At 61.9% G+C, this 12,759-nt stretch carries 11 protein-coding genes and 4 tRNA genes; 8 read left to right on the plus strand and 7 right to left on the minus strand.

The genetic code is table 11. The annotated features are described in order from the left end of the window. Positions 1-52 precede the first annotated feature (52 nt). From nuoG to nuoN, 8 genes are read left to right on the plus strand one after another with little or no spacing between them, the layout of a single operon-like run. Positions 53-2,767: an NADH-quinone oxidoreductase subunit NuoG gene (gene nuoG / locus PspS04_RS17855; protein WP_095165242.1), complete on the plus strand. Its 2,715-nt coding sequence runs from the start codon at positions 53-55 to the stop codon at positions 2,765-2,767. Then, positions 2,764-3,771: an NADH-quinone oxidoreductase subunit NuoH gene (gene nuoH, locus PspS04_RS17860; protein WP_095165243.1), complete on the plus strand. Its 1,008-nt coding sequence runs from the start codon at positions 2,764-2,766 to the stop codon at positions 3,769-3,771. The genes nuoG and nuoH overlap by 4 nt, the downstream gene beginning before the upstream one ends. Positions 3,772-3,782: 11 nt before the next feature. Further along, a complete protein-coding gene (nuoI, locus tag PspS04_RS17865) occupies positions 3,783-4,331 on the plus strand; it encodes an NADH-quinone oxidoreductase subunit NuoI (protein ID WP_159996944.1) in 549 nt (182 codons plus the stop codon). A gap of 9 nt (positions 4,332-4,340) precedes the next feature. After that, a complete protein-coding gene (gene nuoJ / locus PspS04_RS17870; RefSeq protein ID WP_095165244.1) occupies positions 4,341-4,841 on the plus strand; it encodes an NADH-quinone oxidoreductase subunit J in 501 nt (166 codons plus the stop codon). A 3-nt stretch (positions 4,842-4,844) separates the two neighbouring features. Continuing rightward, the gene (nuoK, locus tag PspS04_RS17875) at positions 4,845-5,153 is read left to right on the plus strand and encodes an NADH-quinone oxidoreductase subunit NuoK (RefSeq protein WP_093421177.1); all 309 of its coding nucleotides are present in this window, start codon (positions 4,845-4,847) and stop codon (positions 5,151-5,153) included. After that, the gene (gene nuoL / locus PspS04_RS17880) at positions 5,150-7,003 is read left to right on the plus strand and encodes an NADH-quinone oxidoreductase subunit L (protein WP_159996946.1); all 1,854 of its coding nucleotides are present in this window, start codon (positions 5,150-5,152) and stop codon (positions 7,001-7,003) included. The genes nuoK and nuoL overlap by 4 nt, the downstream gene beginning before the upstream one ends. 39 nt (positions 7,004-7,042) lie before the next feature. After that, positions 7,043-8,575, plus strand: coding sequence for an NADH-quinone oxidoreductase subunit M (nuoM, locus tag PspS04_RS17885; RefSeq protein ID WP_159996948.1), 1,533 nt, complete (start codon positions 7,043-7,045; stop codon positions 8,573-8,575). 7 nt (positions 8,576-8,582) lie between these two features. Then, positions 8,583-10,046 (plus strand): NADH-quinone oxidoreductase subunit NuoN, encoded by a 1,464-nt coding sequence (gene nuoN / locus PspS04_RS17890; protein ID WP_159996950.1) that lies wholly within the window; start codon positions 8,583-8,585, stop codon positions 10,044-10,046. A gap of 70 nt (positions 10,047-10,116) precedes the next feature. Here the strand turns inward: nuoN and PspS04_RS17895 are convergent, their stop codons facing one another. The 7 genes from PspS04_RS17895 to PspS04_RS17925 form a co-directional block, all read right to left on the minus strand. Then, on the minus strand, positions 10,117-10,554 hold the full coding sequence (locus tag PspS04_RS17895; RefSeq protein ID WP_159996952.1) for an acyl-CoA thioesterase: 438 nt from the start codon (positions 10,552-10,554) through the stop codon (positions 10,117-10,119). Positions 10,555-10,602: 48 nt separating this feature from the next. Further along, the gene (locus PspS04_RS17900) at positions 10,603-11,436 is read right to left on the minus strand and encodes an alpha/beta fold hydrolase (RefSeq protein WP_159996954.1); all 834 of its coding nucleotides are present in this window, start codon (positions 11,434-11,436) and stop codon (positions 10,603-10,605) included. Between the two features lie 29 nt (positions 11,437-11,465). After that, on the minus strand, positions 11,466-12,005 hold the full coding sequence (locus PspS04_RS17905; RefSeq protein ID WP_159996956.1) for a TetR/AcrR family transcriptional regulator: 540 nt from the start codon (positions 12,003-12,005) through the stop codon (positions 11,466-11,468). Positions 12,006-12,185: 180 nt separating this feature from the next. Beyond that, positions 12,186-12,261: transfer RNA gene (locus PspS04_RS17910), tRNA-Glu, on the minus strand. A 79-nt stretch (positions 12,262-12,340) separates the two neighbouring features. Beyond that, a tRNA-Ala gene (locus PspS04_RS17915) sits at positions 12,341-12,416 on the minus strand. A gap of 53 nt (positions 12,417-12,469) precedes the next feature. Continuing rightward, positions 12,470-12,545 (minus strand) — tRNA-Glu (locus tag PspS04_RS17920). Between the two features lie 78 nt (positions 12,546-12,623). Beyond that, a tRNA-Ala gene (locus tag PspS04_RS17925) sits at positions 12,624-12,699 on the minus strand. Positions 12,700-12,759: the final 60 nt, after the last annotated feature.

Consider the following 12,759-nt stretch of genomic DNA (forward strand, 5'->3'; position numbering starts at 1 on the left):
AGATTCCATTAGCCACGCCCGCTGACACCGGGCCAACGAAGAACTTTGAACCATGGCCACTATCCACGTAGACGGCAAAGCGCTCGAAGTCGACGGGGCAGACAACCTGTTACAGGCATGTCTGTCGCTAGGCCTCGATATTCCTTACTTCTGCTGGCACCCCGCCCTTGGCAGCGTTGGCGCTTGCCGCCAGTGCGCGGTCAAGCAGTACACCGACGAGAACGACACCCGCGGTCGTATCGTCATGTCCTGCATGACCCCTGCCACCGATGGCACCTGGATCTCCATCGACGATGAAGAGTCCAAGGCCTTTCGCGCCAGCGTTGTTGAATGGCTGATGACCAACCACCCTCACGACTGCCCGGTCTGTGAGGAAGGCGGTCACTGCCACCTGCAAGACATGACGGTAATGACCGGCCACAACGAGCGCCGTTACCGCTTCACCAAGCGTACCCACCAGAACCAGCAACTGGGCCCGTTCATTTCCCACGAGATGAACCGCTGCATCGCCTGCTACCGCTGCGTGCGCTTCTATAAAGACTACGCCGGCGGCACCGACCTGGGCGTGTTCGGCGCCCACGACAACGTGTACTTCGGTCGCGTTGAAGACGGCACCCTGGAAAGCGAGTTCTCCGGCAACCTCACCGAGGTCTGCCCGACCGGTGTGTTCACCGACAAGACTCACTCCGAGCGCTACAACCGCAAGTGGGACATGCAGTTCTCGCCGAGCATCTGCCATGGCTGCTCCAGCGGTTGCAACATCTCCCCAGGTGAGCGCTACGGCGAACTGCGGCGCATCGAGAACCGTTTCAACGGTTCGGTGAACCAGTACTTCCTGTGCGACCGTGGCCGTTTCGGTTATGGCTACGTCAACCGCGAAGATCGCCCGCGCCAGCCTCTGCTGGCCAATGGTGCCAAGCTGAGCCTCGACGAAGCGCTGGATAAAGCCGCCGACCTGCTGCGCGGTCGCAACATCGTCGGTATCGGTTCGCCGCGGGCCAGCCTCGAAAGCAACTACGCGTTGCGCGAGCTGGTCGGCGCCGAGCACTTCTACAGCGGTATCGAAGCCGCTGAGCTGGAGCGTATTCGCCTGGTCCTGCAAGTGCTGAACGACAGCCCGCTGCCAGTGCCGAACATGCGTGACATCGAAGACCACGACGCGATCTTCGTCCTCGGTGAAGACCTGACCCAGACCGCCGCCCGCATGGCGCTGTCCCTGCGTCAATCGGTCAAGGGCAAGGCTGAAGACATGGCCGACGCCATGCGCGTCCAGCCTTGGCTCGACGCCGCCGTGAAGAACATCGGCCAGCACGCGCTGAACCCGCTGTTCATCGCCAGCATCGCTGAGACCAAGCTCGACGACATCGCCGAAGAGTGCGTACACGCCGCGCCCGACGACCTGGCCCGCATCGGTTTTGCCGTGGCTCACGCCCTCGACGCCAGCGCTCCAGCCGTTGAAGGCCTGGACAGCGAAGCCCTCGAACTGGCCAAGCGCATCGCCGACGCCCTGCTCGCGGCCAAGCGTCCATTAATCATTGCCGGCACCTCGTTGGGCTCCAAGGCGCTGATCGAAGCTGCCGCGAACATCGCCAAGGCGCTGAAGCTGCGCGAGAAGAACGGCTCCATCAGCCTGATCGTGCCAGAGGCCAACAGCCTCGGCCTGGCCATGCTCGGTGGCGAATCGGTCGATGCAGCCCTGCAAGCAGTCATCGACGGCCAGGCCGACGCCATCGTCGTGCTGGAAAACGACCTGTACACCCGCACCACCAAGGCCAAGGTCGATGCAGCCCTGAGCGCCGCGAAAGTAGTAATCGTCGCTGACCATCAGAAGACCGCCACCAGTGATCGCGCGCACCTGGTCCTGCCAGCTGCCAGCTTCGCCGAAGGCGATGGCACCCTGGTCAGCCAGGAAGGTCGCGCCCAGCGCTTCTTCCAGGTGTTCGATCCGAAGTACATGGACGCCAGCATCCTGGTCCACGAAGGCTGGCGCTGGCTGCACGCCCTGCGCGCCACCCTGCTGAACCAGCCAATCGACTGGACCCAGCTCGACCACGTGACCGCTGCCGTCGCTTCCAGCACGCCGCAACTGGCACGCATCGTCGATGCCGCCCCGTCCGCCGCGTTCCGCATCAAGGGCATGAAACTCGCCCGTGAGCCGCTGCGTTACTCCGGCCGGACCGCCATGCGCGCCGACATCAGCGTGCACGAGCCGCGCACCCCGCAAGACAACGACACCGCGTTCGCCTTCTCCATGGAAGGTTACTCGGGTTCGGTCGAGCCGCGTCAGCAAGTGCCATTCGCCTGGTCCCCGGGCTGGAACTCGCCGCAAGCCTGGAACAAATTCCAGGACGAAGTCGGTGGTCACATCCGCGCTGGCGACCCAGGCACCCGCCTGATCGAAAGCACGGGTGATGCGCTGAACTGGTTCGCCAATGTGCCTCGCGCCTTCAACCCGGCCCAGGGTACCTGGCAGGTCGTGCCGTTCTTCCACCTGCTCGGCAGCGAAGAGAACTCTTCCAAGGCCGCTCCGGTACAAGAACGCATTCCCGCGGCCTACGTGGCGCTGGCCAAGTCCGAAGCCGATCGCCTGGGGGTCAACGATGGCGCCCTGCTGAGCCTGAACGTGGCCGGCCAGACCCTGCGTCTGCCACTGCGCATCAATGAGCAGCTGGGTGCTGGCCTGGTGGCCTTGCCTGCCGGCCTGGCTGGCATTCCACCAGCGATCGCAGGCTTTTCCGTTGACGGTCTGCAGGAGGCAGCGCAATGACCTGGTTCACCCCTGAAGTGATCGACACCATCATCGCGGTCGTCAAGGCCCTGGTGGTGATGCTGGCCGTGGTGGTTGCAGGTGCCCTGCTCAGCTTCGTCGAACGTCGCCTGCTGGGCTGGTGGCAGGACCGTTATGGTCCGAACCGCGTTGGCCCGTTCGGCATGTTCCAGATCGCCGCCGACATGCTCAAGATGTTCTTCAAGGAAGACTGGACCCCGCCCTTTGCCGACAAGGTGATTTTCACCCTGGCACCGGTCGTGGCCATGAGCGCCTTGCTGATCGCCTTCGCGATCATCCCGATCACCCCGACCTGGGGTGTGGCGGACCTGAACATCGGCCTGCTGTTCTTCTTCGCCATGGCCGGCCTTTCGGTCTACGCGGTGCTGTTCGCCGGCTGGTCGAGCAACAACAAGTTCGCCCTGCTGGGTGCCTTGCGTGCCTCGGCCCAGACCGTGTCCTACGAAGTGTTCATGGGCCTTGCGCTCATGGGCATCGTGGTCCAGGTCGGCTCGTTCAACATGCGCGACATCGTCGAGTACCAGGCGCAGAACCTGTGGTTCATCATTCCGCAGTTCTTCGGTTTCTGTACCTTCTTCGTCGCTGGCGTCGCTGTGACTCACCGTCACCCGTTCGACCAGCCGGAAGCAGAACAGGAACTGGCCGACGGTTACCACATCGAATATGCCGGCATGAAGTGGGGCATGTTCTTCGTCGGCGAGTACATCGGCATCATCCTGATCTCGGCGCTGCTGGTCACCCTGTTCTTCGGTGGCTGGCACGGTCCGTTCGGCATCCTGCCGCAACTGGCTTTCTTCTGGTTCGCATTGAAGACCGCGTTCTTCATCATGCTGTTCATCCTGCTGCGCGCTTCGATTCCGCGCCCGCGTTATGACCAGGTGATGGATTTCAGCTGGAAATTCTGCCTGCCGCTGACCCTGATCAATTTGCTGGTGACCGCTGCGGTTGTGTTGTTGAACACGCCTGCGGGCGCGGTTCAGTGAGGATTTGACCCATGTTCAAATATATTGGCGACATCGTTAAGGGTACTGGTACCCAGTTGCGCAGCCTGATCATGGTTTTCGGCCATGGCTTTCGCAAGCGCGACACCCTGCAATACCCGGAAGAGGCGGTGTACCTGCCGCCTCGCTACCGTGGCCGTATCGTCCTGACCCGCGACCCCGATGGTGAAGAGCGTTGTGTAGCCTGCAACCTGTGCGCCGTGGCCTGCCCGGTCGGCTGCATCTCGCTGCAGAAAGCTGAAACCGAAGACGGTCGCTGGTACCCGGACTTCTTCCGTATCAACTTCTCGCGCTGCATTTTCTGCGGCCTGTGCGAAGAAGCCTGCCCGACCACCGCGATCCAGCTCACGCCGGATTTCGAAATGGCCGAGTTCAAGCGTCAGGACCTGGTTTACGAGAAAGAAGATCTGCTGATCGCAGGTCCCGGTAAAAACCCTGACTACAACTTCTATCGTGTTGCAGGTATGGCCATTGCCGGTAAGCCAAAAGGCTCCGCGCAAAATGAAGCCGAGCCGATCAACGTGAAGAGCTTGCTGCCTTAAGGAAGAAAGATGGAATTCGCTTTCTATTTCGCATCGGGTATCGCGGTGGTGTCCACGCTTCGTGTGATCACCAACACCAACCCTGTGCACGCCCTGCTCTACCTGATTATTTCGCTGATCGCCGTGGCGATGACCTTCTTCAGCCTCGGTGCGCCATTTGCCGGGGTCCTGGAAGTGATTGCCTACGCCGGCGCCATCATGGTGCTGTTCGTGTTCGTGGTGATGATGCTGAACCTGGGCCCGGCCGCGGTTCAGCAGGAACGTGTCTGGCTCAAGCCCGGTATCTGGCTGGGCCCGGTCGTGCTCGCTGCGCTGCTGCTGGCTGAACTGCTGTACGTACTGTTCAGCCACTCCAGCGGCGCTGCCATTGGTCTTACCACCGTGGACGCCAAGGCCGTGGGCATCAGCCTGTTCGGTCCTTACCTGCTGGTGGTCGAACTCGCCTCGATGCTGCTGCTCGCTGCAGCCGTCACGGCGTTCCATTTGGGCCGCAACGAGGCGAAGGAGTAATTCATGCCTGCTATCCCTTTAGAGCATGGACTGGCTGTCGCCGGCATCCTGTTCTGCCTCGGCCTGGTCGGCCTGATGGTCCGCCGCAACATTCTTTTCGTGTTGATGAGCCTGGAAGTGATGATGAACGCCGCTGCCCTGGCATTCATCGTTGCCGGTGCACGTTGGGGCCAGCCGGATGGACAAGTCATGTTCATCCTGGTGATCAGCCTGGCAGCCGCCGAGGCCAGTATTGGCCTGGCGATCCTGCTGCAACTGTATCGCCGCTTCCACACGCTCGATATCGACGCTGCCAGTGAGATGCGCGGATGAACCTACTCTTCCTGACTTTCGTATTCCCCCTGATCGGGTTCCTGCTGCTGTCGTTCTCCCGCGGACGCATCTCGGAAAACCTCGCGGCGCTGATCGGTGTCGGCTCCATCGGCCTCTCGGCGATCGTCACTGCCTACGTGATCTGGCAGTTCAACGTCGCACCGCCTGAAGGCGGCCACTACACCCAGGTGTTGTGGCAGTGGATGGCGGTGGAAGGTTTCACCCCCAACTTCGCCCTGTACCTGGATGGCCTGTCGGTCACCATGCTTGGCGTAGTAGTGGGCGTGGGCTTCCTGATCCACCTGTTCGCGTCCTGGTACATGCGCGGTGAAGCCGGCTACTCGCGCTTCTTCGCCTACACCAACCTGTTTATCGCCAGCATGCTGTTCCTGGTGCTGGGCGATAACCTGCTGTTCCTGTACTTCGGCTGGGAAGGCGTGGGCCTGTGCTCCTACCTGTTGATCGGTTTCTACTACAGCAACCGCAACAACGGTAACGCAGCACTCAAGGCGTTCATCGTCACCCGTATCGGCGACGTGTTCATGGCCATCGGCCTGTTCATCCTGTTCCAACAGGTGGGCACGCTGAACATCCAGGAACTGCTGGTGCTGGCACCGCAGAAATTCCAGGCTGGCGACTTCTGGATCGTGTTGGCGACCCTGATGCTGCTGGGTGGCGCAGTCGGTAAATCGGCTCAGTTGCCGCTGCAAACCTGGTTGGCGGACGCAATGGCCGGCCCAACCCCGGTTTCGGCACTGATCCACGCCGCGACCATGGTGACCGCCGGTGTCTACCTGATTGCCCGTACCCACGGTCTGTTTGCCCTGGCACCGGACATCCTGCAACTGGTCGGCATCGTCGGCGGTGTGACCCTGGTGCTGGCGGGTTTCGCAGCCCTGGTGCAGACCGACATCAAGCGTATCCTCGCCTACTCGACCATGAGCCAGATCGGCTACATGTTCCTCGCCCTGGGCGTCGGTGCCTGGGATGGCGCGATCTTCCACCTGATGACCCACGCCTTCTTCAAGGCGCTGCTGTTCCTCGCATCCGGTGCGGTGATCGTGGCCTGCCACCACGAGCAGAACATCTTCAAGATGGGCGGCCTGTGGAAAAAGCTGCCACTGGCGTACGCCAGCTTCATCGTTGGCGGCGCGGCCCTCGCGGCCCTGCCACTGGTTACCGCAGGTTTCTACTCGAAAGACGAAATCCTCTGGGAAGCCTTTGCCAGCGGCAACCACGCCCTGCTGTACGCAGGCCTGGTGGGTGCATTCATGACCTCGCTGTACACCTTCCGCCTGATCTTCATCGCGTTCCACGGTGAAGCGAAGACCGAAGCCCACGCCGGCCACGGCATTGCCCACTGGCTGCCACTGTCGGTGCTGATCGTACTGTCGACCGCCATTGGCGCGATGATCGTGCCGCCACTGCACGGTGTGCTGCCGCAAAGCGTCGGGCATGCCGGTGGCGAAGCCAAGCACAGCCTGGAAATCGCCTCGGGCGCCATCGCCCTGTCCGGTATCCTGCTGGCCGCCCTGCTGTTCCTGGGCAAGCGTCGGTTTGTCACGGCCATCGCCAACAGCGGCATCGGCCGCCTGCTCTCGGCCTGGTGGTTCGCCGCCTGGGGCTTCGACTGGATCTACGACAAGCTGTTCGTCAAGCCGTACCTGGCGATCAGCCATCTGCTGCGCAAAGACCCGTTCGACCAAACCATCGGTTTGATCCCGCGTCTGGCCAAAGGGGGTCACAACTCCCTGAGCCGCACCGAGACGGGTCAACTGCGTTGGTACGCCGCCTCGATGGCTGCTGGTGCCGTGCTGGTAATCGGCGCCATCGTGCTGGTAGCGGTCTGATATGAACCTTGCGAATTTGCGAAAGGAAACGAGCCCGTCATGATTCTGCCTTGGCTAATCCTGATCCCCTTCATCGGCGGCCTGCTGTGCTGGATGGGTGAGCGCTTCGGCGCCACCCTCCCTCGCTGGATTGCGCTGTTGACCATGACCCTGGAACTCGCCCTCGGCCTCTGGCTGTGGGCCCACGGTGACTATTCATTTGCTCCGGCACCTGGTGCCGATCCGACCTGGGCGCTTGAGTTCAAGCACGTCTGGATCGAGCGTTTTGGCATCAACGTGCACCTGGCCCTCGACGGCCTGTCACTGTTGATGATCCTGCTGACCGGCCTGCTGGGTATCCTCTCGGTACTCTGCTCCTGGAAAGAGATTCAGCGTCACGTGGGTTTCTTCCACCTGAACCTGATGTGGATCCTGGGCGGCGTTGTCGGCGTGTTCCTCGCCCTCGACCTGTTCATGTTCTTCTTCTTCTGGGAAATGATGCTGGTGCCGATGTACTTCCTCATCGCGCTCTGGGGTCACAGTTCTTCGGACGGCAAGAAAACCCGGATCTACGCAGCGACCAAGTTCTTCATCTTCACTCAGGCTTCCGGCCTGATCATGCTGGTGGCGATCCTCGGTCTGGTCCTGGTCAACTTCAACAGCACGGGCGTGATTACGTTCAACTACGCCGACCTGCTGAAAACCAAGATGTCGATGACCACCGAGTACATCCTGATGCTCGGCTTCTTCATCGCCTTCGCGGTCAAGCTGCCCGTGGTGCCGTTCCACTCCTGGCTGCCTGACGCTCACGCCCAGGCACCGACCGCAGGTTCCGTCGACCTCGCCGGTATCTTGCTGAAAACCGCGGCCTACGGCCTGCTGCGTTTCGCCCTGCCGCTGTTCCCGAACGCCTCGGCCGAGTTCGCGCCGATCGCCATGGCCCTGGGCCTGGTCGGGATCTTCTACGGTGCGTTCCTGGCATTTGCCCAGACCGACATCAAGCGTCTGATCGCGTTCTCCAGCGTTTCGCACATGGGCTTCGTGCTGATCGGTATCTACTCCGGCAGCCAGTTGGCCCTGCAAGGCGCGGTGATCCAGATGCTTGCCCACGGCCTGTCCGCGGCGGCACTGTTTATCCTCAGCGGCCAGTTGTACGAGCGCACCCACACCCGCGACATGCGTGAAATGGGTGGCCTGTGGTCGAAGATCGCCTACCTGCCGGCCATCAGCCTGTTCTTCGCAGCCGCCTCCCTGGGCCTGCCGGGTACCGGCAACTTCGTCGGTGAGTTCCTGATCCTGATCGGCACCTTCGCCAGTGCGCCATGGATCACCGCGATTGCCACCTCCGGCCTGGTGTTCGGTTCGGTCTACTCGCTGATCATGATCCACCGTGCCTACTTCGGCCCGTCCAAGTCGGACGCGGTGCTGCACGGTATGGATGCTCGCGAACTGATCATGGTGCTCGGCCTTGCGGTACTGCTGATCTACCTCGGCGTCTACCCGCAACCGTTCCTCGATACCTCTGCTGCGACGATGCATGGTGTGCAGCAATGGCTCGGTACCGCCTTCACTCAACTCGCTTCGGCCCGGTAAGAGCGCTATGGAATTCACGATTCAACACTTTATCGCGCTAGCGCCACTGTTGATCACCAGCCTCACCGTGATTGTGGTGATGCTGGCTATCGCATGGCGCCGCAACCACTCACAGACTTTCCTGCTCTCGGTGGCGGGTCTTAACCTGGCCTTGCTGTCTATCCTGCCGGCACTCAAGGTCGCGCCGCTGGTCGTCACCCCGCTGATGCTGGTCGACAACTTCGCGCTGCTGTACATCGCACTGATCCTCGTGGCGACCCTGGCCTGCGTCACCCTCGCCCACGCCTACCTCGGCGAAGGCGGCACTGGCTACCCGGGCAACCGCGAAGAGCTGTACCTGCTGATCCTGCTGGCTGCGGCCGGCGGTATCGTGCTGGTCAGCGCGCAACACCTGGCCGGCTTGTTCATCGGCCTGGAGCTGCTCTCGGTACCGGTCTACGGTCTGGTGGCGTATGCCTTCTTCAACAAGCGCTCGCTGGAAGCCGGCATCAAGTACATGGTGCTGTCGGCCGCCGGTTCCGCGTTCCTGTTGTTCGGCATGGCGCTGCTCTATGCCGATGCTGGCAGCCTGAGCTTCAGCGGTATCGGTCACGCCCTGGCCGCCAGCGGCGCGGCCAGCCCGCTGGCGCAACTGGGCATGGCGATGATGCTGGTGGGCCTGGCGTTCAAACTGTCCCTGGTGCCTTTCCACTTGTGGACGCCGGACGTGTACGAAGGTGCTCCGGCCCCTGTCGCCGCGTTCCTGGCGACTGCCTCGAAAGTCGCAGTGTTTGCGGTCATGGTGCGTCTGTTCCAGATCTCCCCAGCCGCCAACACCGCCGTGCTGAGCAACGTCCTGACCGTGATCGCGATTGCCTCGATCCTGTTCGGTAACCTGTTGGCACTGACCCAGAGCAACCTCAAGCGTCTGCTGGGTTACTCCTCCATTGCCCACTTCGGCTACCTGCTGATCGCCCTGGTGGCGAGCAAGGGCCTGGCCCTGGAAGCCATCGGCGTGTACCTGGTCACCTACGTGATCACCAGCCTCGGCGCGTTCGGCGTGATCACCCTGATGTCCTCGCCGTACAAAGGCCGTGACGCCGACGCCCTGTACGAGTATCGCGGCCTGTTCTGGCGCCGTCCGTACCTGACCGCCGTGCTGACCGTGATGATGCTGTCCCTGGCCGGCATCCCGCTGACCGCAGGCTTCATCGGCAAGTTCTACATCATTGCCACGGGTGTCGAAGCGCACCAATGGTGGCTGGTCGGCTCGCTGGTGCTGGGTAGCGCCATCGGCGTGTTCTACTACCTGCGCGTGATGGTTACCCTGTTCCTGATCGAGCCTAACCTGCGCCGTGTCGACGCTCAGCTGCACTGGGAGCAAAAGGCTGGTGGCGTGATGCTGCTGGCCATCGCCGCCCTGGCGTTCTTCCTGGGCGTCTACCCGCAACCGTTGCTGACCCTGGTCCAGCAAGCCGGCCTGGCGGGCTGATCGCTCAAGCGAATCGCAGCAACAAAAAAACGGCACCCTCGGGTGCCGTTTTTGCATTTCATCAATCCGTTCAGGCGCGAGCGTGCAACGCCGGGCCGTAGCCTTCAATGAACTCGGCGGGCATGCGCTTGGGCTTGCCGCTGGACAGTTCAATACAGACAAAGGTGGTTTGCGCGCGCAGCAGGGTCGCGTTGTCACTGGGGCGAACCAACTGGAAATGCCGGGTCATTTTCAGGCGCTGGTCCCAGTCGACGATCCAGGTCGCCAACTGCAACTCGTCACCTTCATAGGCCGCTGCCAGGTAATCGATCTCGTGGCGCACCACGGCCATGGCCCGGTCCAGCCGCCGATACTCCACCAGGTCCAGCCCCAGACGCTGTGAGTGGCGCCAGGCGCAGCGCTCGAGCCAGGTAACGTACACCGCGTTATTGGCGTGTCCCAGCCCGTCGATGTCCTCCGCGGCCACCTGCAGGTCAATCACAAAGGGTGTTGCCCGATCCCAGCCCATGCCTCACTCCCGGTCCGCTTATTCGACCGGGAGCAGTGTAACGGATGATCAGGCCGATTGCCGCGCCTGCAGGCTGCTACCCGCGAGCAATCCCAGCACCCCTTCGATCACTCGCGGGTCGGCCAGCACCCGTTGGTGACCGCCCTCCTCCAGGCGCAGCAGGCGACTGTCGAACCAGGCTTCATGGATCAGCTGCGACTCGCTCACCGGGACAAAGGTGTCGTCCTCGGCATGCACAATCAATCCGGGCATATCCAATTGATAGTGGGCGACATCGAGCCTTGAAGCCTGCATGCCGACATCCTGCTCGACCTTGCGGATAAACGCCGAGCGCGCACGCGGTGGCAAACCGAAGTAGCGGGCAAAACCACGCAGCACGCCAAGAATCCGCGCCGGTGCCGCGATGCTCACCAGGGTCTGTGTACGCAGCCCCAACTGCACCGCAAGCATTGCACTGGCGCCGCCCATGGAGTGGCCGACGACCCCTTGCAGCGGCGGTAACTCGGCCGCCGCTTCGAGCATGGCGCGGGCAAACAGTACGACGTTGGCCTCGCGTCCCGGCGAACGACCGTGGGCAGGACCGTCCAGGGCAATCACCGTATAACCGGCGTCCACCAGGGCGCTGATCAGGCTGGCGAACTGGGTCGGCCGCCCTTCCCAACCATGCATCAGCAACACTGCCGGGCCCTGGCCCCAGCGCAAGGCCGAGAGCCCAAAGCGCAAGGTAATGCGCTCGGCACTGGCCAGCAGCGGCATCTCCCAGTCACGGGGCGGTAATTCTCGCGGCGTCATGAACACCTGACGCATCTTGTTCGCAATCAACTTCGGCGCCACCCAGCCCAACGTGCCGTTAACGCCGCGAACCCAACTCAAGGTGTTCATCGCTCATCTCCAAAGGCCAACGCTTCAGGTCACAGCACCGCCGACTTGGCGGCACGCAGCAATCGATCAGACAACTCACCGGCTCCCAGCGCCCGCGCCAGGGCCAGGCCTCCCACCATCAGCGCCAGGTCCGCGAGGACCTTATCGGCGTCTTCCGGGCTGCTGGCCAACTGCGCGACCATCAGCTCGACGTGCTCGTTCAAGGCCACCCGGAAGTCATCCGGCAGGCGACCCAACTCCCCCACCGACGCCGGAATCGGACAGGCGTTTTCGGTGGAGTCGCGGTGTTTGCGCGACAGGTAGAACGCCGCGACCAACGCCCGGCGCTCTTCCCCGGTCAGCTCGGCATCCATGTCGGCGATCAACGCCCGACGCTGGCCGAGCAACTGGGTGAAGGCTTCCAGCATCATTGCGTCCTTGCTTTCGAAGTGCGCATAGAAGCCGCCGACGGTCAGGCCGGCCGCCCCCATCACTTCGCCCACGCTCGGTTCCGCCGGGCCACGTTGAATCAGCGCAGAGCTGGCGGCCTGGAGAATGCGTTCACGGGTTTGAGCTTTTTTGTCGTTCATCGTTGCCTCCGAATATTACGATGGAAATATTATTCTCATAATAAATTTACGCAAGGGCTGGATTTGACCGTTGGTCAGAAGAGCAGAGAGGGTATGGGGGAATTGGCCAAACGCCAGACAAACAAAAGGGCCATTCAATAATTGAATGACCCTTATAAAATCCCGCAGAGCGGGTAATCGTGGCGTCCCCTAGGGGACTCGAACCCCTGTTACCGCCGTGAAAGGGCGGTGTCCTAGGCCACTAGACGAAGGGGACGCAAACCCTTCTATACACTGATCAGCGCTGAGTACTGATCGCTTCAAGGCCGGTGTGGCCAGACCTTGAAGTGTAAAATTGGTGGAGCTTAGCGGGATCGAACCGCTGACCTCCTGCATGCCATGCAGGCGCTCTCCCAGCTGAGCTAAAGCCCCGGATTTTTCGCCTCGCGGCGGAGTGACATCTTGCAACATCACTTCTGTAAAACTGGCGTCCCCTAGGGGACTCGAACCCCTGTTACCGCCGTGAAAGGGCGGTGTCCTAGGCCACTAGACGAAGGGGACACAAACCTTCTATACAACTGATCAACGCTGAGTGCTGATCGCTTCAAGGCCGGTGTGGCCAGACCTTGAAGTGTAAATTGGTGGAGCTAGACGGGATCGAACCGTCGACCTCTTGCATGCCATGCAAGCGCTCTCCCAGCTGAGCTATAGCCCCTCATCGTTGATGTCATCGCTGAGGACGGGGCGAATCTTAAGGGCGTATCGAATGTCTGTC

The sequence above is a fragment of the Pseudomonas sp. S04 genome (assembly GCF_009834545.1).
Lineage (GTDB): Bacteria > Pseudomonadota > Gammaproteobacteria > Pseudomonadales > Pseudomonadaceae > Aquipseudomonas.